Annotated in this window: 17 protein-coding genes and 1 pseudogene; 7 read left to right on the top strand and 11 right to left on the bottom strand. The window is 52.6% G+C overall.

The features are described 5' to 3' along the window. Positions 1-8 precede the first annotated feature (8 nt). From ACNAZS_RS09995 to ACNAZS_RS10025, 7 genes are all read right to left on the bottom strand, one after another. Complete coding sequence (locus ACNAZS_RS09995) at positions 9-584, bottom strand: BREX protein BrxB domain-containing protein (protein WP_415788735.1); 576 nt, start codon at positions 582-584, stop codon at positions 9-11. Then, positions 565-1,341 carry a BrxA family protein gene (locus tag ACNAZS_RS10000; RefSeq protein ID WP_415788737.1) on the bottom strand — a complete coding sequence of 259 codons (777 nt, stop codon included), beginning with the start codon at positions 1,339-1,341 and terminating at the stop codon, positions 565-567. The genes ACNAZS_RS09995 and ACNAZS_RS10000 overlap by 20 nt, the downstream gene beginning before the upstream one ends. Before the next feature lie 14 nt (positions 1,342-1,355). Further along, positions 1,356-1,913 (bottom strand): BrxE family protein, encoded by a 558-nt coding sequence (locus ACNAZS_RS10005; RefSeq protein WP_415788740.1) that lies wholly within the window; start codon positions 1,911-1,913, stop codon positions 1,356-1,358. Positions 1,914-1,923: 10 nt separating this feature from the next. Beyond that, positions 1,924-2,121, bottom strand: coding sequence for a methylation-associated defense system helix-turn-helix domain-containing protein MAD1 (gene mads1, locus ACNAZS_RS10010; protein ID WP_415788742.1), 198 nt, complete (start codon positions 2,119-2,121; stop codon positions 1,924-1,926). A gap of 1,181 nt (positions 2,122-3,302) precedes the next feature. Then, positions 3,303-4,928 (bottom strand): RNA-directed DNA polymerase, encoded by a 1,626-nt coding sequence (locus ACNAZS_RS10015; RefSeq protein WP_415788744.1) that lies wholly within the window; start codon positions 4,926-4,928, stop codon positions 3,303-3,305. Positions 4,929-5,238: 310 nt separating this feature from the next. Beyond that, positions 5,239-6,714 carry a sulfatase-like hydrolase/transferase gene (locus ACNAZS_RS10020; RefSeq protein ID WP_415788746.1) on the bottom strand — a complete coding sequence of 492 codons (1,476 nt, stop codon included), beginning with the start codon at positions 6,712-6,714 and terminating at the stop codon, positions 5,239-5,241. Positions 6,715-6,725: 11 nt separating this feature from the next. Further along, on the bottom strand, positions 6,726-7,724 hold the full coding sequence (locus ACNAZS_RS10025; RefSeq protein WP_415788748.1) for a Bug family tripartite tricarboxylate transporter substrate binding protein: 999 nt from the start codon (positions 7,722-7,724) through the stop codon (positions 6,726-6,728). Between the two features lie 167 nt (positions 7,725-7,891). On the opposite strand from ACNAZS_RS10025, the gene ACNAZS_RS10030 reads away from it, so the two are divergent. The 3 genes and pseudogenes from ACNAZS_RS10030 (at position 7,892) to ACNAZS_RS10040 (ending at position 11,208) form a co-directional block, all read left to right on the top strand. Further along, the gene (locus ACNAZS_RS10030) at positions 7,892-8,866 is read left to right on the top strand and encodes a LysR substrate-binding domain-containing protein (RefSeq protein WP_415788750.1); all 975 of its coding nucleotides are present in this window, start codon (positions 7,892-7,894) and stop codon (positions 8,864-8,866) included. 132 nt (positions 8,867-8,998) lie between these two features. Further along, positions 8,999-9,794: pseudogene (gene tnpC / locus ACNAZS_RS10035) on the top strand (IS66 family transposase); the annotation flags it as partial. 652 nt (positions 9,795-10,446) lie between these two features. Beyond that, positions 10,447-11,208, top strand: a complete 762-nt coding sequence (locus ACNAZS_RS10040) for a hypothetical protein (RefSeq protein WP_415788752.1) — start codon at positions 10,447-10,449, stop codon at positions 11,206-11,208. Between the two features lie 249 nt (positions 11,209-11,457). On the opposite strand, the gene ACNAZS_RS10045 is transcribed toward ACNAZS_RS10040, so the two are convergent. Together ACNAZS_RS10045 and mobF are read right to left on the bottom strand one after the other, a co-directional pair. Continuing rightward, positions 11,458-13,752, bottom strand: a complete 2,295-nt coding sequence (locus tag ACNAZS_RS10045; protein ID WP_415788754.1) for an AAA family ATPase — start codon at positions 13,750-13,752, stop codon at positions 11,458-11,460. A 254-nt stretch (positions 13,753-14,006) separates the two neighbouring features. Further along, the gene (gene mobF, locus ACNAZS_RS10050; RefSeq protein ID WP_415788756.1) at positions 14,007-16,904 is read right to left on the bottom strand and encodes a MobF family relaxase; all 2,898 of its coding nucleotides are present in this window, start codon (positions 16,902-16,904) and stop codon (positions 14,007-14,009) included. Between the two features lie 223 nt (positions 16,905-17,127). On the opposite strand from mobF, the gene ACNAZS_RS10055 reads away from it, so the two are divergent. The 4 genes from ACNAZS_RS10055 to ACNAZS_RS10070 all read left to right on the top strand — a co-directional run bounded on the left by ACNAZS_RS10055 (position 17,128) and on the right by ACNAZS_RS10070 (position 20,964). Then, positions 17,128-17,406 (top strand): hypothetical protein, encoded by a 279-nt coding sequence (locus tag ACNAZS_RS10055; RefSeq protein WP_415788758.1) that lies wholly within the window; start codon positions 17,128-17,130, stop codon positions 17,404-17,406. Positions 17,407-17,648: 242 nt separating this feature from the next. Then, complete coding sequence (locus ACNAZS_RS10060) at positions 17,649-18,590, top strand: ABC-three component system protein (protein WP_415788760.1); 942 nt, start codon at positions 17,649-17,651, stop codon at positions 18,588-18,590. After that, the gene (locus tag ACNAZS_RS10065) at positions 18,578-19,081 is read left to right on the top strand and encodes an ABC-three component system middle component 2 (protein WP_415788762.1); all 504 of its coding nucleotides are present in this window, start codon (positions 18,578-18,580) and stop codon (positions 19,079-19,081) included. The genes ACNAZS_RS10060 and ACNAZS_RS10065 overlap by 13 nt, the downstream gene beginning before the upstream one ends. A 2-nt stretch (positions 19,082-19,083) precedes the next feature. Beyond that, entirely contained in the window at positions 19,084-20,964 is a 1,881-nt protein-coding gene (locus ACNAZS_RS10070) for a coiled-coil domain-containing protein (protein WP_415788764.1), read from the top strand. Positions 20,965-21,140: 176 nt separating this feature from the next. On the opposite strand, the gene ACNAZS_RS10075 is transcribed toward ACNAZS_RS10070, so the two are convergent. Further along, a complete protein-coding gene (locus tag ACNAZS_RS10075) occupies positions 21,141-22,307 on the bottom strand; it encodes a 5'-methylthioadenosine/S-adenosylhomocysteine nucleosidase family protein (protein ID WP_415788766.1) in 1,167 nt (388 codons plus the stop codon). Continuing rightward, on the bottom strand, positions 22,288-22,752 hold the full coding sequence (locus ACNAZS_RS10080; protein WP_415788768.1) for a response regulator: 465 nt from the start codon (positions 22,750-22,752) through the stop codon (positions 22,288-22,290). Before ACNAZS_RS10080 ends, ACNAZS_RS10075 begins: the two co-directional genes overlap by 20 nt. Position 22,753: the final 1 nt, after the last annotated feature.

A 22,753-nucleotide genomic window follows, 5' to 3' on the forward strand; every position in this document is an offset into this window, starting at 1 on the left:
TTGTCTGTTCAGCCGCCGACGTGTACAGAGCGGTAGTTGCCGTCTTCCGGATAGAAGCCAAGAAATTTCAAGCGTGTCTTGCCGGTTCGTACACCGGGGTACAGAAAAATCGTCGGCACATGAAACTTCCCCTGGAGTTGGCTTTCAATGGCACCGATCCGCATGAACGGATGCAACGCCTCAAGGTCCGTTACCAACAGCAGCGCGTTTTGCTGGCCCTCCAGCGGCTGTAAAGCGTCCTCAAGCCGCTTGAGCAAGCCGTTGTCTGTTGTCAGAATGTCTGCCAGCGCCCTGTTGGTGCGCGGCCAGTCCAATGGTGCGGATTTGTCTTCCATCACGCAGAGCGACCAGAACGGGTCGTCTTTGAGCAGAGACCAAATCTGTTCGACGATGGAGAAGGTGTGAACGTCCCAGCCTTCTTGATGGAGCTTGGCTATCCAGGCGGGCGTCTGTCGCTTTACCTCAAGGATTTGCTCTGGCGGAAAGACCAGGTAATAGATCGGCTCGAAGCTCGCATGGCCGAGCTCTCGCCCATGCCGGATGCGCTCGCGCAACTCGTCAAAATCAGCATTGAGTGAGGACATCGCAGAGCGCCTCCATGTCTGGTTGTTTCCAACTGATGCGGATCACGTCGCCGGCAGCCTGGACGATCAGTAGTCCCTTCAGCGAGAGTCGTTTGATTTCGTCCAACACGTCTTCGCGCGTCAGTCCAAATAGCTGCCAGTCCTCGTGGATCAACAACGCGTTGTCGCTGACACCGGAAAAATGCAGCTCGTAGGCGAGGTAGACGACTACTTTCTGTTCCACTCGGAATGGAAGAATTGGTCGCCCACCTTTCGATGGACGGCTCAACAATCCAAAATCGGAACAACAGCCTGTCAAATACCTTCCCATGCGTTCGATCTGGCCGTCGGCCCAACGTGAAGGGGTCTTCTGATCGTCTATTGCTCTCCTGATGAAATCCTCGGCTCTGACTTTGGATACTGCCGTAGATGCAGCCTCGTAGCTAGGCCAGTAAACGTCCGTCACAAAGTCGCGGAGGATCGGATTTGCTCGGCAGGTGTGAATAAAGAACAGCTGATTTAGCTCAGCAGAAGTCAGAGAAGAAGCGAGCCTTTTCAACGATCTGGCAGGCTCGTCTCCGCTCACGAGGTATCGATTTCCAAAGCAACGGACGACGATATTTCTTAGACGGTAAGCAGAGATCTGTGAAAGCAGTCCAGATTCCAGCACTTCATGATAGAGCGTTGTAGCATTCATGGCCGGAGACCACGCGTGCAGTAGCGCCTTGGTCTCCTCGGTCAGGCCAAGGCCCATCGCTAGATTGGTGTCGTACTGCATTGTCGAGGCCACGATCATCCCACCAAGTACGGATAGGTTTTGACGTTTCGAGTGAAAGCCGATAAATAGGCCGCAGCGATTGCCTTCAGCGTGGTGTTGGAATTGAGGTCTCGGATGTGTCCAACCTTTGTTGGTCCTTCGCTGAACTCGCTACTATTGGTGATTGCCAAACTTTTCAGTCTGTCTAGCGCGGTTTCCTGACTTTGCTGTGTCTGGAGAGCGAGCTCTTCTCCTATGCTGCTTTGCATGATCGCGTGCAGATCTTGTTCAATCTCCTCGGGCAGCCTGAATAGGTGGTAGCTGCCGGCATGGAGGTGCTCGTCATGCAGCCGTTTGGCTGCTTCTAGGACAGCATGGTATTGAGCCAAGCGAGAAGTTCTCGAAAAGACTGGTTCCAAGAATAATCTGCTGGAAGTCTCGTAGAATGCGGTCGACCACCAAGCATATTGGGCGCGTTCACCAAGAAAACCAACCGCCAGACGGACTTGCAGCAGCTCAGTCAAAAAAGAGCTTTGGTCAGGCATTTGTTGAGCGAGGGAGTTTGATTGAGCCTGGTGATGTACGTCAGTCATGGCTGTCCTTTTAGGAATCTGTATGGCTATTGGCGTTAGCCGCGCCGCCGCCTTTGACCCAAGCGTCTACATCTTCCTGTTTGAATTTCCAGAATCGTCCAACCTTGTGACCCGGCATATTGCCTCCGGTTACCCAGGTGTAGATCGTGTCCTTGGTAACACCGAGGTAGTTTGCGATTTCTTCGACGGAAAGCCATCGATCGTTCATGAATGGGTACCTTGAAAGCATTCAAAGGAGCGAGATAAATTTGTCTAAGTGTAACTGATAAAGCCGGTTAACTAGGGTTTGTCCCTGTTTGAATTTGGTAATCAGGGTTAATACTGACCTAACTGAATAACAGTTAGAGATCAGACCATCCTTGCGTCGGGCAACGGTGCTCGCCGCTCGGACCTTGCAATTAGTCCATCTCCTTGGTGTGGGCGATCATTACGTTAAGCGCGCGGCCTGATACGTCGATTGCGTGACCGCGCTCCTTCTTGCAAGACCACGGGCGAATGGCGCGAAGAAACTGAGTAGCATCGGATCGTGTTCTACAACTGCCTGGCCGAAATCGTGGGCGAGTTCTTAAAAAAGCCGTTCGGTTTGCATTGTTTTGGCGTGCAAAAACGATTTGATCCCTGCAAACTTTCCATCCTAGGGGCGCTTCTGTGGCTCTTTTAATGTTTGCCCTGTGCCGCTTGCCCAGGCTGTGCCNGGGCCCCGGCCGCGTGACACTGCCTGCCCGCTTTCGGGATCAGGCGGGGACGTTTGTCCCCAAATTCGCTGGCGCTCATTTGTGGCCTTAAACGTCCCACACATGACGCACCCCTGACGGGGTGGGAAAAGCGTTTGTTTTTCAAGGGATTGGGAGCAAGCGGCGGCTAGCCGCGTTGCAGGACATATAGAACCACAAAACAGTGTAAGAGCTTGATTTATCGAATAGATATCTGGCTACAGTTGTAGTCTCGTTTCTGGTAGACGGCACGGGCACCTGTCGCTAGCAACATATCGACTACACGCTGACTGCTTTCCATATGCCTTTTGATTGCATGGCGACAGCATGCATGCTACATGATGATTACCTATTGGCAGCATGGACTTTACAGTGTTACGGCACCATGCATACGGGAAAATCTCAGGGGTGCTGATTCCGACTTGAGCAGGCAGACCTTGCCAGATCTGAACGGCAGCAAGCGACCCACAGCGGTCCGTCGACCCAGCGCGACTTATAGGGCCGCCTCCCGAGGTACAACGGACGTTCGTTGGATCGCAGTGCGAGACTGGAATTCAGCCGAAACGGACATGGAGTCGGTGCACACTGTTTGACCGATGACGGGCGGAAAAGGAACTTGCGAAGACGACGGCCAAATCGGTCAGGTCCAGGGCATCTCCAGCAGTATCGAACGTTGTCACTGAGGTTTCAAAAGTGCACTGGTTAGTAGGCTGTGCATTGCGCTACTTGCCCCCCAAGCGTTACGCGCATTTTTCTTGTCCGCTGCTGACCAATGGCGTGACGAAAAATAGATCGCAAGCTGAACATAAGGTGAACATGAAGGATAAAGCAGACGCAAAGATTTACGTCGCGCATGATCACCGAATTTTCCGACATAAATCGCCGCAATCGCCCGGAGAACATCACGTCGCGTTGTATCCGTCAAAATCTGGTTAACCACCTTCACTGCACCATCATCTCCCGAACCTTGTAAAAGTGCGGCGAGTATCCACATTTTCTGCCAATCCATTAAGGAAGCGTCCGAGAGCAATTCGATTAGATAGTCAGCTACGCCATCCTCATCAAGGAATCGAGCAAGATACGCTGCATAGATTTGCGACATTGAGGGGCGCTTCTTGAACGAATTCAGTACATGGCCGACCGCGTAATCAGACTCAATTGTTGCAAAAAGCGGCAGACAAAACCGCTCAATGTTTTCCTCATGGCCAGGATACTTCGAGATGGAATTGAATAAATGCTTTGTCGCTTCCAGCTTGATATCGAGTGAACCCTCTTCTTCTTCCTCGTCGTCATCTTCGTCCCATTCCGATTGGAAGCCGTAATCGGCATCAAAATCCTCATCGGCGACTTGTGAGGAAATTTCGTCCAACGCTTCTTCAAAGAGGGTTTCAAGGTCCGGTTCCTCAGACATCAATGCGTTTTTAGGCATGATGGCTGACTTAGCTTCGTTCAAGACGAGATCGTAGGCGCGAAGCAAAGGAACGAGCCCTCGCAACAAATCATCTGCTTCATCAACGCTACCGATGAAAATATAAAGATCATCTACGTAACGCGCGGAGGGAATCGGATATTCTTTGAGAAAGCGATCAATTGGATCCATGTAGTAATTTCCGAACAAATCAGATGGATACATGCCTTGTAGTATCCCTCGGGAGCTTCGTTCTTCGGTATATGCAACAAGCATCACTTCAAGCCGATCCGCAAGTGTCTTGGGGTAACCCGCGCCAGTCAAATCGTTTATGAACGTGTGTTGATTAATTGACCCAAAATAGTTCGCAACGTCGACGCGAAGGATGTATTTTGAACCGCGTTTCTTCGAATGTTTCGCAAGCGCCTGCTGCAAAGCGTTCCAACACGTGCGTGTTGGCGCAAACATGGAAGCTTGATCCGGAGCGGCTAGTCTATGACTGAATGACCGTGTTTTGTCGGTTTTCTTCTCAATGATAGGTGCAGCTTCATCAGCAAGTAGCTGATAAAACAACCTGTCTTTCGGCCAAAGGATACTGCCGGGTCTTGAGAAACCCGGTCCTTGCCGGTTCATACTCACTGCCCGCATTCGGCCCGACTTGGGTACTTCCATGGTAATCGGCATTCCCGGGAGGTACTTCCCGCTCTTTAATTCTGAACTAACTAGCTCCGCCAATTCGTCGCCCGCCTTAGCGTAAATAATCCCGAAGTGAGGTGCATAGATAAAATCAGACCGCTGGTCGTGTGCAACCCGCTTCAACGCTCGCTCCCATTTCAGCGTTTTTAGCAAGGTTGCGTCGAGCCCGAATGGATCTCCACATTTTATGCCTGCCATTTCCTACCCCCGTTAGGCTTACTTATCTGTTCTTACCAATAGGTACAGCATATCAGCGATAAGCCGCCCAAAAGAAAGAGAGTTTGGTTAGGTGAGGCAATGGCCACTTTGAGGTCTGCTGAGGGCGCTCGGCGATAATATTGCGAATGTTCGCTATGGCCGACGAACGAACCGACTTCTTCCGCGTGCGAGGGTCCGTTGTCTGAACAAAGCCGACGCCTGAACGTCCGCCTTACGAGACATGTGAAGGGCCGTTTGTGGCCGGTAAGCGGCCGGTCGACTCAACATCAGAAACAGTAAATAAGGATGGCTACTCCTTGAACATGACAGGATTTGCCCCAGGAGGAGGCGAGAATCGGAACATGCCGCGTTTTTTGATGGCTTCGATCCCTCCGACTTCCTCTATCTTGTGTGCTTGATCCAGCAGGCACTGTGCATTGACCGCTTCTGGATCTACAACTTTGCGCAAGGCCAAATCACATTCCTGCAGAATGTCAGCGTATATGGGATCGGCGCCCAGGTCCTGGAGCTCTTCCGGATCATTTTCCACGTCGTAGAGCATGGGCGGCATATTGACGTAGTAAATGTATTTGTATTGGCCGTAGCGGATCATGAAGGTGCCGGTGGATGAGCCTGCAGCATGATATTCGGACAGGATTGTGCGTGGCATTACCTCCTTGTCGTTGGCGATGTCCCACAGCGAGAGGCCAGGCAGATCCTTGTCCTCGTGGTTCAACGTTGCTCCAACGCATTGCACTATTGTCGGAAACAGATCGATCAGGCTGACAGGCGTATTGCATTGCTTCCCTTTGGGGACTCCTTCTCCGGAGATGATTAATGGAATGCCTGCAGACTCTTCATACATTGTGGATTTACCCCACAGTCCTCGTGCACCGAGATTGTCGCCATGATCCGAGCTATAGATGATGCGCGTCGAGTCGGACAGGCCAAACTCCTTGACAGCGGATAGAATCCCGCCGATGTTATCGTCAAGGAAACTCACCAGCCCATAGTAAGCGGACAATGCACGCCGCACCATTTCCTGCCCGGTAAAACCTTGATCAAAGATTTGTGATTCTCGTAATTGCTGAATGAAAGGGTGGTGCGTTGGCCGGTCTTCGCCTAGATATTGCTTGGGCATCGTCATGCGATGCTCAGGGTACAGATCAAAAAACTCCTGTGGGGTGATCAGCGGGAAGTGAGGGGCAACGAACCCGACGTAAAGCACCCATGGTTTGTCGCCTATGTTTTTGGTTCGGTTCTTTAACCACTGGATGGTCGCATCGCGCACGGCGCGATCGTAACGTGTGTAGTCGGATTCGCCCGGGCCGGCCTCAGGTCCCAGCATTGCCGAGCCCTTGCGGACTGGAAGAGGGCACTCTTGACGGATCAGGCCCAGCAGGTCACCCAAGCCGTCAACAATGTGCAGCGGCTGTATTTCTTCTGTGAATCCATTCTGGGATGGGTTGTAGCCTGAATAGTGCAGCTTGCCGATAGACACGACATCGTGGCCCTGCGGGATCAGGCGGTGCCCCCAGCTCGGTTGAGCACCTTTGTAGGCAATGGCGTTATCCCAGCACCGGTTCTCGTGGACGTAGCGTCCGGTAGCCAGGCTTGCTCGTGCGGGCACGCAGATGGGGCAATTTGTGTAGGCTTGCGTGAAGCGTGTGCCGTTTGCTGCCAGCTTGTCGATATTGGGTGTTTTGACGAACTCATTACCGTAGCAGCCGGTCACCTTTTTGTTGTGCTCGTCAGAAAATATAAAAAGCAGATTACTTGGTTTCATTATTGTCAGCCTTAATTTTCTACGTTGACTTTAGCCAGTTTGAGAAGCTCCTGATAGCGCTTGCGCTCAGAGTCGATGAAGCTGGTGAACTCGGCGACGGACATGGAGCGGGCGAGAACGCCTTGTTCTTTGAATTGCTGGACGATTTTTGGATCTTTCAGTGATTCGACGATTGCCGAGTGAATTTTGTTGACAATGGCCTCTCGCGTGCCGGCTTTAACCACGATGCTCCACCACTGTGTAATCTCGTAGCCTGGCACAGTTGTACTCATCAGCGGTAGATCAGGAAGCAAGGGATCGGGTACCTGGCCAGTAGTGGCCATGGCCTTGAGATGGCCGCTACGCAAGTAGGATTTTGCCGCAGCAGGCGATGTGATCATGAAGTCGATGGTGCCGCCAACCAGGTCATTCAGGGCCTGGCCTGCGCCTTTATAGGGCACATGCAGCATCTGCGCTCCTGTCTTTGCGGCCAGCAGTTCTCCTGCCAGGTGTGAGGGGGTGCCAATACCTGAAGAGGCATATCGTAATGTTCCGGGATTGGCTTTTGCGTATGCGATCAGTTCCGGGATGCTATTGGCCTTGACCTTGGAACTGGTGACCAGGATGTTGGCGCTCTGACCTATGATCGTAACGGGCTGGAAATCCTTGAATGGATCGAACGGCAGCGACTTGTGGAGATAGGGAGCAACAGCCAGCATGGATGGCGTGGCAAATAGCAGGGTATAGCCATCGGCGGGTGAATTTACAATTAAATTTTGCGCAACGACGCCGCCGGCGGAGGGCTTGTATTCAATAACTATAGAAGTGCCTAATTTTTTGCCGACCTGGTCGGACAGTATCCGGGCCAGAATGTCCGGGGCACCGCCCGGCGATTGCGCCATGATCATGCGGATGGGCCTGTCGGGGTAGTTCTCGGCAGTATCCTTCGCGTAACCAGGGAAGCTGGCTACGGCCGCCATGGCCATGACAAGCCCACCCAGGCCGCATCGGGTGTAATTGATCAGTTTCATTATTGTCTCCTTAATATGGAAGGCGCTTGAACCATGAGGTTCGGTGCCAGGACTCATCTTTCTGGAGACTATTATCTGCAGAACGTATATTCTCCATAAGTCATATATATTGAACGTTCCATTACGAATCGATATATCACATCGCTTCTGCTGAGCAGGATGCTGACATGACTTCAATATTTGAAAAAAATTTCACCAATCAGGCTTTACGACGACTCAGGCTTCGGCACATCGAGTTGCTGCAAGTATTGGGTGAAGTTGCCACCGCAAGTGCGGCGGCGGCCAAATTGAGTTTGTCGCAACCCGCAGTCAGTAAAATGTTGCAGGAAATCGAAGAGGTGTGCCAGGCGCAGCTTTTTTATCGTGGCCGCCGGGGTATAGAGCCCTCGGAAATGGGGAAACTTTTGATTCGGCATGCGACCTTGACGGTGCATCAGCTTGATGCCACCGGACAGCAGTTGCAGGCGATGCAGCTTGGTGCTTCGGCGCTGTTAAATGTGGGCTCTTCGTCAACGATGCCTCTGTTGTCCCAGGCCGTGGTAACGCTGCGCCGCCAGATGCCGTCCCTGTTGCTTAGAGTGTGGGATGAGCCGCCCCGCCAATTGATTACGCGGCTAATGGCAGCGGAAATTGACTGCGCTCTTGCGCCTTTGCCGCCAGATATTCTTTCCTCATCGGAAGTGGAGAGCATACGTCTGCAACCTGTCATGGCTGATTGGATGTGTGTGGTCGCTTCGCCCCAGCACCGGCTTGCGGGGCATGACTCGTTGTCGTGGAGCGATGTGGTGTCGGAGCAATGGGTGCTATCGCCACCCGATGCATTGACCCGCCAGCGCTTTGTGGCCATTTGCCTGGATCAGGGGCTGACACCGCCGCGGCCGGCGATTGAGTGCGTTTCCTTTAAATCCGTTCGGTGGCTATTGCGCTGTGACCCTACCTTGCTTGCGCTTACGCGCGCGCATCAAGTCATGGATGATGCGCAGGTTGGGCTTGTGAAAGTGTTGCCGGTAAGTCCGGTCGTCGCGCTTCCCGCGGTATCTTTCATTACCCGGCAGGGCACGGCAGCCGATCCAGAGGCATTGTCTTCTTTGCTGAGCGCGCTGCAGGAAGTCACGAAACAGGTAGGTGCCGTGGTGGTATAGGTGGAAGTTATGGTCACCTGCGCCGGAGTTTTGAGCTGTACATGAAAAAGGCCAGCACTAAAAAGTGCTGACCTTCTGAGTTTTTGGCTGAGCGGACGGGGTTTGAACCTGAGACTTCCGGCGTGAAATCGCGTGGTGCATGCCGACGAAACGCCGGTGCAAATGCTCCAACCTGGTAGCAAAAGATCCATCGAGCCTATCTCCGGGCATATGCACCTGGTGCCTTCGAGTCACTGAAGGCGGTGATCTACGACTTTACGCAAGGCCGTGCCGGCGAACACGATCGCGCCTTCCTGAACGACTGGCAAGGCACTCTACTCTGTGACGACTACTCGGGCTATAAGGCCTGTTTTACTCAAGGCATGATCGAGGTCGGCTGCATGGCGCATGCGCGGCGCAAGTTCTTCGAGCTGCATGCCGCAAGCAAGAGTCAGCTCGCTGAGCAAGCTCTGCAGCATATCGGTCGCTCTATGAGGTTGAACGCCAGGTCAAGGACCTGGACATCGATGCTCGAAGGCGAATACGTCAGAAACGAGCAAAATCCCTGGCCGATGCGCTGCACTTCTGGATGCAAGAGCAACGTGCCCGCGTTTCCGACGGTTCAGCCACCGCAAAAGCCTGCGATTACAACCTTAAGCGCTGGAGTGCGCTCACGCGCTATCTGGACGATGGACAGTTGCCGATCGACAACAACCACATCAAACGGCAGTTCCGACCGGTCGTGGTGGGCCGGAATAATTGGTTGTTCGCGGGCGCGCTGCATGCAGGCAAACGGGCGGCGGCTGTGATGACGCTGGTTCGATCAGCCAAACTCAACGGCCATGATCCTTATGCCTGTCTGAAATAGGAACTCACGCGTCGGCCCACGCATCTGGCCGATCAGATCGATGAGTTACTCCCGCATAACTGGCGGCCGGCAACGCCATAACGTCAAAATGCCCGCTCATGCGGGCAGTCAAGATGTGTTCGGCGGATGCTTACAAAGAGAGTTGCTGGATGGTGGCAGCTTCCGACCCTGAGCCGCCATCCAGATAGAAGCTCGAAAGCCGTCACTTATTGGCCAGCATAAACTGAAAAATCTCGGTTTCCTGCAGCCTCATGTCTCGCGATGCCGCCAACAGTGCTATTTAACAAACAGGCGTACCCATTGCACATAGGCCTGACCTCTGTATAAGTATAGAGTTTGTTACAAACTCGTTCGCGGATCTGATTCAACAACCGTGTGGCGCGTTTCATGGCTAGATTTAGCAATGTCTTTTTATTTAGTACACCTGCTGCAGGGCTAGCGCCTCTCATGTCAAACGTTAGACTGCCTCAAACTCCCTACACTGGCCCACTTAATGTTCACACTGATTGAAGACCGCGCAGCGATTCGTAAGGCACAGTCTGAGCTCGAAGCGACAATCCGTCGCGAGTTTCCGACAACGGCGGTTCGGGACATTGGCTGGCAAGGTGGCCGACAGTCGCAAGCGAGGGTGCGCACAAACGGAGCGTACTGGTTTTGGTCCTCCGATCACAAGGACGGAGTCGCGACCCCCAGAAGGTTGAATTGGTTTGGCCGAATCGGAGAAGGGCCAGGCGTGGCGATTGCAGTAGAGGTGAACACGCTTTACGAGGGTCGCAATGACTCCATCGCTGGTTTCTTCGCTCGAGACTCTATGAGCGGCCGGGCTTATCTGTTCCATTCCGGGCGTGTCGGAGGCGGCGCTAAAGGCGTCAAGAAGGATGCGCTCGTTGCCTGGGCTGATCTCCAGCTTCAAGCTGTCCTCGCCAGCGACGGATCATACAAAGAAGGGATTCTTGTGATGCCCGTTTCGGGACGAGGGGCTGCCCGTCCAGCAATTGCGTATCTCCAATCCATCATTGATTTCAAGGCTGCGGTCCGCAGTGGAGAAACACAGACTACGCAGGCTCGGGAGAAGGAACGGAAGCTGCGGGAATACTTCGATGAATTCTTTGGGCGGAAGAATGGACAAGTAACAGCGCGCGATATTGACTATGTTTCTAGGCATGGTGAAGTTGTCAAGGCGCTGCAGGAGTGGCGCAAGAGCAGGGGCATGAAAGCTGGCCATCGCTTAGTGAAGAGCACGCTACTTGACCTCGGTGTCGCGAAGGGCTCTGACCTAGTAGAGGCTTTCGAGGTAAAGACATCGGCAACGCGAGGAGACGTCTATACAGGCATTGGCCAACTAGTCGTTCACGCCCAAAGTCCTGAATGTTCACGCACTCTCGTGCTGCCCGGTGATGAAACCTTGGCCAAGGACTTGGCCGCGGCTTTGGCGCGTAGCGAGATCCAAGTTCAGCTTTACCGGCTAACGGAAACGGAAGTGATATTGCTTTGATCGCATCTGAACTTGCGGGGAAGCGGTCTAACAATATAATCGAGGGACCGTTCGCGGCGCTTCGCTTGCTGTTGCCCGGCCGCTCATTGTGAACGTTGAACGTCCGCTTTTGCTCGAAGCCACCGACGGTTTCTGGCCGAAAGTTGCTCTTCGTAGCGGACCGCTTCCGACCCAATGCCGACATTCAAGAGGTCGAGAGCAGCGAATGGGGACGAGCACTGCCACTCTCGAGCAGACGTTGTTCCGAGCCTACCGCCTGGTAAAAGCCAAGGTGCGCTGCGCGAAGTTGACGAGCGCCTGGTCATTGATGACCTGCATTGCCCACGCGGGGTTGCTGTCGTGGTGGAACAAGTTGGAGTAGTCCAGCAGCGCCCGAAGCTCCACGATGTCGGCCTGACTTAGGATCTGCCCCGGGGTGTTCACCCGTTGCTCGCAGATGCCGATGAACGGTCCGAGAAGTCCACCTGGCTGAAAGGTATTGGGGTAAGCAACGCGTGCGAACGCCTCAAGAATGGGGCGCAAGGCTGCGGCGACCTGTCGTTCGACTGCCGGATTGGCGGCTTGCAGATATTCGGTCACGAGCTCGTGACGCCGATCATGCTCCGTGATGCAGTCCTGACGGACATCCCAGGCGGCGAATGTCGAGCCCGCTGCTGCGCGAATCAGCCTGATGGCGGAGCGGTCCGCTGTGTTCGCACCCTCCCACAGGTTACATAAAAAAGGCTTTGAGTGCGAAAGCACAATCACCTGGGCAACGCGAGGAAGCAGGCGGCGAATCTCCTGCACGGTAGTCAACGAACGGTGCTCGTCGAGGCTTGTCATGGGGTCGTCGATGACCACTATCTTCTGCGCGAGCTGCTGGTCCTGCTCCAATGATGCGAAGAAGAACGCCAACGCAAGCGCATTGCGATCCCCAGCGCTGAGTGTGTTGCGGAACGAAGGACCCACATCGGCCGTGTGGGGCACCACTGCATTATTGATCAATACGCTATACGAGCAGGCCGATCCCCCTCGCGTATTGACTGAATCGACTTGGTCAAGGCGAAACCCGGCGTTAAAGCGTCCGAGGTAGTCGTTGAGCACTCTTTGATAAGCCGGAAAGATATTCTGCCGGTAGTTGTCCAAGGCGATGCGCGCTTGATCTCTCAAACCTTCTGTTCTGGTCTTCGCTGCCTTTTCTTCTTCGTACGCCGCGCATTGCGGAGCGACGTTTGCGGAGTAGCGCGCACGTGTGATTTTCAGCCGCGTTAGATCCGCTGTCAGATCGGCGACGCTGGCCTCGGCTGCGCGCTCCTTGACGAGTGCGATCTGGTCATTGCAGGCCGTCAAGGACTCGGAACAGGCAGTGACGGCCACCTTGGCCGCCTCGTAGTTCGCGATAGCGGCCATTGCAGCCTCGGGTAGGATGCTGCCTTCCAATGGGGCGGCCTGCTTTGCGGTGAGCACTTCTGCTATTGCTTCGCGCGCTTCTCCCCATGCGCGCGCAAGCACCGCGGTGTCGACAGTGATCTCGGGCACTTGCACGAAGGCGCCCCAAAAGTTGCGACGCTGTTCCGCTTCTCGTAGCGATCTTTCAAAGGTGAGCGCAGCAGGCGCGCCGTGAGTGTTGTTCAGCTCCCGGACCTGCTGCTCCACGTCGCGCTTCAATTGATCGTAGGCCTCGCTGAAGTAAGCACGGTAGTGGCCCAATAGAGGCGAGTTAGCTAGATCCTGAGCACAGAAGGGGCAGATTTCGTGATCCACGTCAGTGGAAGCGGCGGCGATACTCTGCATGCCATCACTGACCCACGTGGCGCCTGCTCCACCGAGCTTGACTAGATGGGCCTGGACTCTATGGGCAGCTTCCGCCTCAAGATCAGGCAGCGTCCGGGCGAGAAGCGCGTTGATGGCCGGGATGTCGAAGCTGGGCAGGCTGAGTGCGATAAACGTCGCAGCCTGCCGCACCGCATCGGCCGACCTTGCCGCGGCCAAGTCTCGCTCGCCATCCTGGATAGTGACGTCGATGTCGGCTCGCGCAGGCAAAGCGCAAAACGCATCGACCGCCATGTTGCCGCGCGCCTCCACCGGTATCGCGTCGCCGAGCGCTCGTAAAGTCCGGTTGTGATCCTCGATACTAGCCACATGGCCTTGTAGAGCGGCGTTCAGCGCAACACCCTGCGCGCCGAGGATCAGTTCGTGCAGGTTCTGCCGGTGTGACGCGCCGATCTCAATGCCTGCGCAGACGTTCTGAGCGACAAAGTGATCATCGAAGACGGCGACGCCGGGCAGTGTGCTTGACCAGACGGCATTCTGGAAGACCAGTGGCGGACCCGCCCTCGGGGTCAAGACCAAGTGCGGAGGATGCTGCGCCCCGAGGCGATGGCGTTCGGTGACGAGATGAGCGTTACCAGTGCCCGCTGATCTCAGAATGGAGGAGAGCGTCGTCTTGCCGCGGCCGTTCTCGGCATAGATCAATACCAAGCGAGTCAGCGGGAATTGAGCCCCTTCACTTACGGAATCGAATTGCCCCACGTTTCGAAGCAGCTGGATGCGATCAAGGCTCATGCTTGGCCCTCCGATCGCCCGATTGCGACTATCATGCCCGTCTCCCTCGCTTCGTCGAGCGAGCTGCCATTGGCCCGCGTTCTGGCTTATTCTAGACTGATGCGCAGAGCCGAGCTATCGCTTATGGCATCGTGCCCACTGACCGCTCTTGGCCGATACGTGCCGGGCATGGCAACAAGTCCACTTTGATGCAGTTGCCGTTGCTTGTTTGGTTAACTAGGCGGTATGTGGAATAGAGAGCAAGAGGCGACTAGTTATCCTACTTCCATCTCAGATTCTGCGCGCAGGGCAAGAGGATCCAGTCTGTTCTGACCGTCTGTCAGGTCTTTGCTCACCACCGGTTGCAGGTCGTGTGCCAGACCCTTGTATGTGAGTTGATCCACGCGCTCTGGTAGTTTTCCTGCGTCGTCTGTGAACACAACGATATCATGCCGTTCACGGGAGATACTGACATAGTAGGTGTCCTGGGCCGTGGTGCGGCTGAAGCTTTCCGCGTTGTAAAGCACACGGTCACAAGTCAAACCTTGGGCACTATGCGCGGTGGTGGTGTAGGCATAGTCCATATTAAGGGGACGATCTGTGGACAATCGAACGTATCGGCCTTGGGTCTCGATGGTGACATGAGCCGAATCAATGGCGGCGACCGTTGCCAGTTGGCCATTGACCAGGTCGTTATGCGTGTCATTGCGCGTGATCCGGACGCGATCTCCCACCGATAACTCGGCTCGGCTCTGGTGGTAGACCGATAGCTTGCTCATGGTTTTAGGGATAATTTCTATGGGTTGCGCAGACGATTGGCTGGCAGTCACTGCTTTGACGGTAATGCGGTCATGACTCGTGGTGCCCGTTACGCGGTAGGGCTCGCCGCGTTTCAGCCCACACTGATAGTCCCGCTCGGGAATGACGATATCACCCTCTGTATAGTAGCGAGCCACACTGCGCTCCGCGCGAGTGGTGTCGCGGCGCGTCAGGAGATCGCATTGTTGGCCCTTGTCCTGCAGGCCAAGCAGTCGGTGTATCTGGGCGTTGATTGAGATGCGTGAGTCGTTGGTGCCCGTGACCGCGAGGGTATTCAATTGCTCCGTCGCCGAAAGCTTTGTATACGCTTGAGCAATGGCTTCATATCGTGCCGAACTGTCTCGACGCTTGTGACCATGCTCATCTGTTGTGAACTGATCCGTAATAGTACGGATTTCGTCTAATAGTGGAAGGGATCGGCTGGCCTGGCCGTCGGCGGCCAACCGAACCGCCTGGCGCAATCGTTCCGAACGCTGACGCTGAATATCCCCCATCAAGACGGTGCGCATGCCGCGTTCTTGCAGCATGGAAAATGCTCGTCCGGCCTCAATGGCTTTGGTCTGGGTAGTGTCGCCTAACAAAACCACTTTCGCACCGGTAGGCTGAATTAGGGACAGCAGCTTGTCCATCTGCCTGACGGGTACCACCCCAGCCTCATCGATGACGACCACGGTTTTAGCGTCTAGCTTGTCGGTGAAAGTGCGTTTGTCGGACGCGGCGAGCACGGAAGCGATCGTTTTGGCAGATATGTTGTCTTCACGCAGATTGCGCACCATATTCCCGTAAGGGGCCAGGGCAACCATCGTATGACCGTGTTGGTGCAGTACGGATTGTGCGTTCTGCAGCGCGAAGGATTTACCCGTGCCTGCCAGTCCCTGAATACCTGCGACCTGATCTGATCCGGTCGCAATCAGCATGACCGCTTCGCGCTGGCCAGGTGTCAGCCGAATATCCAGATCGTTTACAGCATGGGACTCGACAATGGTGGCGGGCCAGTCATCGCGGCCTGCGAGCTCCGCCGACAAGATTCTTGATTCGGCGTCGAAAGCTTCCCGAGTCGCGTACCGTGGGGACTCCATCAACAGACGTCCTGCTGCGATGGCCTGGTCGACCAGTTGCAGAGCGATAGGCTGTGCCACGTTGGATAGGCGTGTCACTTCGGCTGCCCAGCCGTCACGCGTCATGGGTGATGCCCGTTTATCTTGCACGTCGCGGTAGTGAGGGGCTTCTCGGATCAATGCGCCGGACTCGATACGCTGCTGAATTACGTCTTGGATGGTTGTGACGTTTGCATGCCCGCCCGTGTGGCGTACCGCGTGACGCAAAAGGTCTGCCAAGGACATCACGGATTCTCTTTCCGCCAGATGCCGAATCGCCCAGTCTAATGAGGCTTCCGCGACTAGGTTGGCCGGTGCTTGCGGATGTGGGGCTTCCTGTTCCTGAAATGATGGCGTAGTGTGGCCAAACTGCATGCCGATTGCCGCGGCGGCGTCGCGCCATTGTTGTTGCAATGCAGCGCGATCGAAGTTTTGAGTTTTGGCTTGGCGACGGGACAATGTGATACCTTGGCGCAGCGCGTGAGGAGCCTCGTCGCGATTGGTTCCGCGTGCGGAGAGCTCTGCCGTGATGTTGGTGCTTCGCTTGCTGAAGAACTCGATTTGTTCGCGGCTGATGTGGGCCAGTTCAATATGGTGTTTTTCATGGCGGACGCCATAGCCCAGCGTGCGGACATTGCGTTCCAATTCTGCCTGGTAGATAGAGTCCGTCACGCGCAAGAGCTTGAATATTTCCTCATTGGATAGGGCTACCCAGCTACCGTCGGCGCGTTGAGTCAGGTTCATCAACAGCGCGTGAACGTGCAGATGAGGATCTGGGGCAGCGTCCTCGGTAGGGCGGGCGGTTTCGTGGCGAAACTTGGCAATGATGAGGTTGCTAGTGTGCTCGACGCGTGATTTGCCTTTCTCCTTGCGGCGACCCATGGCCAAGTGTTGCTCAACATAGTCCAGGGCCATTGCGACCGCTTTGTCGTTGGCTTGGACTAGGCGCTTGTCACCGCCGATCAAGGCCTGCAGTGTGATGCTCTTAGGGGCACCGAACGTGAGGTCTAGAGAAGCCCGGGCTTTGGCATCTTTACGAATGGATTCGCCTGCGGCGACACGATGGCCAAACTCGCCTTGCAACATGGCCTTGAAACGTGCTGGATCGATCTCACCGACTGCGCCTAGCCGTCGAGCTCCTTCACCTTGCCAAGTGGCAGCGTCACCGTCTCGGCTGTAGTAATCGTCTGCCTGGTCTGCGTAGTAGTGGGTAGCAACGGACGCGCGAGCGCGATAGATCTGGCTGTGCGAGATCATAGAAACTCCAGAAGCGAACGGGGAGAGGGAATAGCTACGTCAACGGCTTGGTGTGCGGTGTGCTGCCGAAGCGCGTGGATTTGCCATCATCAACTTGGCAGAAACAACGTGGAAAGGTGACTTATCTCAGGGATTTATGGGTAATCCCTATGCATGGCAGCTTTAATAATCGGGTGATATGGCTAAAATCAGTCACATTTAGATAAATTATGTTTTGTCTGACATGAAAATCTATCCGATTCCCGAATCCGTGTGCGATACGCACGATGGCGATGAGTGGGCGCTGGCAGCCATTCTTGGCGAACGTGTTGTGGCGCTCAGGTATCTTTCCGACACCGCACCTCGCGCCATTGTCGATCAGCTCAATGAGGCTGAGCCGGAGTTTTCGATAAGACAGTGGCTGCGTAAAGAGCCAATGGCGCTATGTGAGCTTCGGGCACTTGGTGATGTGAGCGCAGCAGTTGTTTCTAGCGATGGTTTTGCTGAAGTATGGCTAGTCTAGCAATAAGAACATTAGTAGAGATCGGTCCTTTTTTTGCTGTTGAAATGCTCGGTCGGTCACGAATATCTTTCGTGGGAAGGTCAGAGATCGCCCTTGACGGAAACATAAAAGTATAGAACTGCTAGAAGGCTGGCTATCGTTCAAATCTCACGTTTTAAACCATTGACTCAATAAAGTTAAATATGTCGTTAAAAGAGAGTGCGCTCATATTGAAGCTTGACTCGGATGAACTCGAGGAGCTGGTGAAGAAATGGTTGGCATTAGAGAGTGAAATATATTTCGACTTCTCTCGATCTTCCGGAGCCTACGACAGAGGTCTGGATGCTGTCGGCTTTTTAACCAAAGAGCGCCATGACGGTGATTGGGATAATTTCCAATGCAAGCAACTCAGATCCACACTGAAAGATGGAGAGTTTTTCGCCGAGATTGGAAAGGTCTTCTATTACGCATCTCTCAACGAGTTTATATTGCCACGTAGGTACATATTCGTTGCTCCGAATGGAATTTCTAAAGAGACGAAAAAGTTTGTTAATTCTCCAAAGCAACTGAAAGCAGCTCTGCTAGATGAATGGGATGTACGTTGTTCAGGGAAAATTATCTCAAAGAAAAAAATTCCCTTATCCTCTGAATTAAAGACAGCGATTGAGGGTTACGATTTCTCTAAGATTGAGGCTTGGAATAACACCAAACTTATTGAGCAGCCTAACGTTCGGAAAGTATTGCACTATTTCATGGATGTAAATCCAGGGAGTGCGCCACAGGGAACTGTGCCAGCGGATATTGATCCCACTGAGCGAGGACTCATTAATCAACTCATTGGTGTGTATGAAGATGATTGCGGAGAAAAGTTTTCCAATGAGGACGCTGTTCATGCTCATGAGAAATATGGACAACACCTCTTAGTTCAGCGTACTCGATACTACGACGCTGAGGCTTTCCATCGGCATTTTCGAGACAACATCGATCCGAAAACTCTAAAACAGTTCAATCACGATATTTACCATGCTGTTATCGATGAGTATCTAAGTAGTTCAGGATTACCTCGAGTCAATGCAGTTATGAAATCTGCCGGCAACGTCCAAGTATCAGGAGTTTTCGGTAAACACAATTCAGCTGCCGTTAGTGTCAAACAGGGCGTATGCCACCAGCAAGCCAATATCGGAGTCATGCCATGGAAAAAGTGAATTCTCTGGAGGGATTGGAGAGCAACAGCTTATTCAATAGCTTAACCGAGATAGGAATGCGTATTCTATTTATTCTCGAAGCATTTCATCCTTGTACGATTGATCTAAAGTATCTTTCGGCCTACGACTACTACATCCTTCATACAGAAGATATTGATGGTCCGAAAAGCCTTCACGTTGCTACGGCATCGCGATCGGGTGAGTTTCTTGTGCGGCGTAAAGGGATTCAGCGTGCACTCCTATTCTTGCAAAGGGCGCATCTTATTGAACTTCATAACGATGCTGATGGGCAAGCATACAAAATTACAGAGGAGGCCACCGGTTTGCTAGATGTGGTCGCTGCGCCCTATCACGAAAAGCTGAAGCATCGTGCTGCTTGGTTATATGAGAGGCATATGTATGAACCGCTAGACTTCGAAGAATGGATGCTTGATAAGCTGTCCGAAATGAACGCCAATCCACAGAGTGGCCCTAAAAATCAGGAGATGTAGTCGTGACTTTCAAGCCAATCAGCTTAAATCGACTATTCTTCATAGGGCCAGCGCTTCCGGTTGCGTCTCTCAATCTATTTCCCGGATTGAACATTGTCTACGGTGGATCGAACGCCGGCAAGTCGTTTACGCTTAAGGCGCTCGACTTCATGCTGGGTGCAGATTCGTTGAAAATGCCTAAGCAAGGCCAAAATTACACTCATCTCTATCTATGGGTGACTCTTTCTGATGGCAGTAAAAATACATTATCACGCTCTGCCAGTGGTGGGGACATATCGCTTTTCGAAGGACATGTAGAAGAGAACTTGAATGGTGTTTCCAGAGAAACGCTAGCAAGCAATCAGAAGACGAAGACAAAGAAAAAAAAGAGAAGTGTCTCAGACTATTTTTTCGAGAATATGGGCATGCCGTTAGGAGCCCAGATTTTAAGAAACGAGACAGGGGATAAGGTAACGTTGTCGCTCCGGCTATTGAGTCGATATTTACTTGTTGGCGAAGAATCGATGGTGACAGAGGGTAGTCCCTTGAAATCGTTGGATCAACGACTAAGCACCGAAGATAAAAGCATTTTTCGATTTCTCCTCAATGGCAAGGATGATTCTGCAATTGCAAGCGTCCCAAAAACAGAAACCCTGAAAGCAAATCGAGAAGGGAAGCTAGAAGTCTTGGAGGAGATGGTTGCTGAGATCGAGGTGCAATTGAGGACTGTGACAAGGACCGAACTTGTTGATCGTTTAGATAGCTTGGACCAATCGTTGGCGGATATTCAGTTAGATGCTAAGAAATTTCAGAGTGAGTTAGACGCACGACGGATCAGTAGGAGGAACATCCTTGAAAGTCAGTCATTAATAGAAGATAGGCTGTCGTCGCACTCGAGGATGTTAATGCGCTTTGAGGAGCTCCGATCGACCTATCTGTTGGATATGGAACGCCTAGAAGCCCTTCAAGAAGGTAGCCTATTATTCTCAAACTTGAGTGCTCGTCCTTGTGCGGTATGTGGCGCGGAACCGAATCACCAGCATCATCCCGAGGGTGTGCACGACTTTGAGGCCCAGTCTGCTGCTGCAGAAGCAGAGATTGAGAAGATTCTGCGCGATCTGGATGGGCTCAAATTCACTATCTCCGCATTGAATAAAAAAATAGAAGTTTTAACTAAAAATCATGTGGATCTTGCGGAAAATTTGGCGCAGGAAGACAGAAAAATCGATGACCTGCTGCCGCTGGAGGGGGCTTCACGTCAGAGGTATGAGGAGGCGGTAAGTGAGCGTTTGTCACTTCAAAATCGGCTTGCTCTGTTCCAGCTTAAAGAGGCACACGAAGGTCGTATTGCAGCACTGAAAGCGCAAAAGCTTGGAAAGCAGCGTGCTGATGGGCTTCCTGACCCCATCGGGTCGAGTTCAGGGGCAGAGTTTTCTCGAACAGTACTTGCCGTTTTAAAAGCCTGGAATTTTCCCCAAATTCAGACTGTCGATTTCGACTTCAAAAAACAAGACATCGTCGTGAATGGAAAGGAAAGATCGGATAACGGCAAGGGTATTCGGGCAATCTTGCATTCGGCTATGAAAGTAGCTCTTTTGGTGTACTGTCATGAAAAGAATCTTCCACATCCCGGATTTGTTGTTCTCGATTCTCCGCTTCTCACATATCGAAGCCCTCTGAAGGGCTTCAAGCATGGAGAGCTTCGGTCCGATGAGAAAGAGCTTGGGCAAACAGCTCTCAATGAAGCTTTCTATGCTCATTTGTCGTCAATGTCTGCATTCGCCCAGTTCTTAGTTTTCGAGAATCAGGACCCTCCTGAGTCAATAACCGGTCGCCAGGGAGTCCAGATTTGGAGTGGTGAGAATGGAACAGGGCGGCAGGGCCTGTTCCCCGTACTCGACTAGAGCTTTAGCAAACGAGGAGAAAGAGGGGATTACCGCTGAGAAATTGTAGGTTTTGAGTCTTCGAATGCAAAGGATGCAAAGCTGTCAGTAAGAAAACAGCTCTGTATCCTATTCATGTTTCATCTGCGACGCTCTGGAGCGTCACTCTAGGGTATATTGCGACTGATTTGACCAACTCATAGCCCCCTTCGAATCAGCTCATATACAATCTTAGCGGACAGTACACATGCTGCGCGGTGATACTGATCGCCTTTATGAGGCCCTCCGTCATCCACAACAGCCTTGGCGCTAAAGAATTTCGGATGACTAGAGGAGAGGCGAGCAGCCTCATATACAGCAAATGCCTCCATCTCAAAGGCAGTAATCTTGCGGTGTTGCTCTTTGATAGACGTTAGGAAATTTTTGTCTGCAACCACGGAGCTGCCGCTGGAAGTAGGCGCAAGCAATACCTTAGGCGCGAAATGTTCCATTGAATCTGGTAGCTCACTACGTCCCAGTTTTATCCCCTCAGTCGCTGTTTCGATAAACTCCTGAGACTGGATAATCTCGTTAAGTTTGAGACGCACTTCAGGTAGGATCTGGACGCTGTATAGCTCAGGCTCGAAGCCGTTCTTTCCCCACTTTCCAGAATCATGTTGGTGGCAAATTTCTGGTATGACGACGTCATAGATATCGGCTTTACCTTCTATTCCCGCGCAAATTCCACTCATACACACTAAATCAGGCTTGAAGTAGTCGATGGCCTTGGCTGTAGTTATCGCACAGCTGACCAATCCCATTCGTGGTGCAATCACGATAGCGCCTTTGCGGCCATTTATCTCGAGGCCACGAATTTCAAGACCGAAAACTCCTGTCAGCGGGCCGAGCTCATAGCCAGCTTCTTGGAATCCATTCGCCTCTTTCGGAAGAGCGCAGATAATCAAGAAATCAAAACGTAATGGTGGTTTGCAAGCTCTAACTTTTTCTCGTAATGGCTCAACCCAAAGTTGATTTGCAGGTTCGAATGTTACGACCGCAATATCTTTCGAATTAAGGTCTTTGTAGCTTTCATCCGCTGCTTGCAAGAACTGAGTTAGAGCCAGCATAGGCGACCGACAGTTGATGCAGTCATGATCCCGCGCAGCATCAATTATTTGAAGTGTCAGATCACGCTCTTCAATACCATCAAATTGTGGAGCGACTAGGTCAGCAATAATTAGATCGAATTTTTCGCGTTCAAGTACTCTGTGAAAGGTCTGAAAATTTTTCACCCATGTTATATCAGCATCAGATGCCTCGCCTTTAACCTGCTCTTCGATTTGACGGTACTTCTCTTCTTGATCTTCAAGTATTAGGATTTTCATTTTTTTTAATAAATTTTGATAAATCAGCCTTCCAGCGCTCGCTCTCCTCAGAGTACTCAATGCATCCGAGAATATCGCAATCTATTTCTTTCTTGATGGCGTCTGCGGCGTCCTTCACTGCGTAATGAACGCTACTGATTTCGATCTCATGAAACTGAGTAATCACAATACATGGGTCTTTGCGGTCAAGTGATTTGAGCTCCAATAAAATCTCCAAGCCTCCATTAAGAAAAGACATTGGACTCCCTTCTCCTTGCAAGCTCGGATGACTGGGTATCGCCATATCAACTAGCACTAAATCGTAGGTATTCTTGTTTATGAAATCTATCGCTTCCACGAGGCTGGGAATCTCATCAAATGAGGAGTCTGGCATTAATTCAAGAATATATTCGCGGATATTTATTGCCTTGAAGCTATCATCCTCGATGAGCAATATTCTGTGCATG

Source organism: Bordetella tumulicola (genome assembly GCF_965138755.1).
In the GTDB taxonomy this organism is placed as follows: domain Bacteria; phylum Pseudomonadota; class Gammaproteobacteria; order Burkholderiales; family Burkholderiaceae_B; genus Bordetella_A; species Bordetella_A tumulicola.

What these genes read in the sequence shown, in the direction of transcription:
- ACNAZS_RS10045 (WP_415788754.1), bottom strand. Translation starts at nt 13,752, where the DNA reads ATGAGCCTTGATCGCATCCAGCTGCTTCGAAACGTGGGGCAATTCGAT.
- mobF (WP_415788756.1), bottom strand. Translation starts at nt 16,904, where the DNA reads ATGATCTCGCACAGCCAGATCTATCGCGCTCGCGCGTCCGTTGCTACC.
- ACNAZS_RS10030 (WP_415788750.1), top strand. Translation starts at nt 7,892, where the DNA reads ATGACTTCAATATTTGAAAAAAATTTCACCAATCAGGCTTTACGACGA.
- ACNAZS_RS10055 (WP_415788758.1), top strand. Translation starts at nt 17,128, where the DNA reads ATGAAAATCTATCCGATTCCCGAATCCGTGTGCGATACGCACGATGGC.
- ACNAZS_RS10015 (WP_415788744.1), bottom strand. Translation starts at nt 4,928, where the DNA reads ATGGCAGGCATAAAATGTGGAGATCCATTCGGGCTCGACGCAACCTTG.
- ACNAZS_RS10005 (WP_415788740.1), bottom strand. Translation starts at nt 1,913, where the DNA reads ATGACTGACGTACATCACCAGGCTCAATCAAACTCCCTCGCTCAACAA.
- ACNAZS_RS10080 (WP_415788768.1), bottom strand. Translation starts at nt 22,752, where the DNA reads ATGCACAGAATATTGCTCATCGAGGATGATAGCTTCAAGGCAATAAAT.
- ACNAZS_RS10075 (WP_415788766.1), bottom strand. Translation starts at nt 22,307, where the DNA reads ATGAAAATCCTAATACTTGAAGATCAAGAAGAGAAGTACCGTCAAATC.
- ACNAZS_RS10000 (WP_415788737.1), bottom strand. Translation starts at nt 1,341, where the DNA reads ATGCAGTACGACACCAATCTAGCGATGGGCCTTGGCCTGACCGAGGAG.
- ACNAZS_RS10020 (WP_415788746.1), bottom strand. Translation starts at nt 6,714, where the DNA reads ATGAAACCAAGTAATCTGCTTTTTATATTTTCTGACGAGCACAACAAA.
- mads1 (WP_415788742.1), bottom strand. Translation starts at nt 2,121, where the DNA reads ATGAACGATCGATGGCTTTCCGTCGAAGAAATCGCAAACTACCTCGGT.
- ACNAZS_RS09995 (WP_415788735.1), bottom strand. Translation starts at nt 584, where the DNA reads ATGTCCTCACTCAATGCTGATTTTGACGAGTTGCGCGAGCGCATCCGG.
- ACNAZS_RS10065 (WP_415788762.1), top strand. Translation starts at nt 18,578, where the DNA reads ATGGAAAAAGTGAATTCTCTGGAGGGATTGGAGAGCAACAGCTTATTC.
- ACNAZS_RS10025 (WP_415788748.1), bottom strand. Translation starts at nt 7,724, where the DNA reads ATGAAACTGATCAATTACACCCGATGCGGCCTGGGTGGGCTTGTCATG.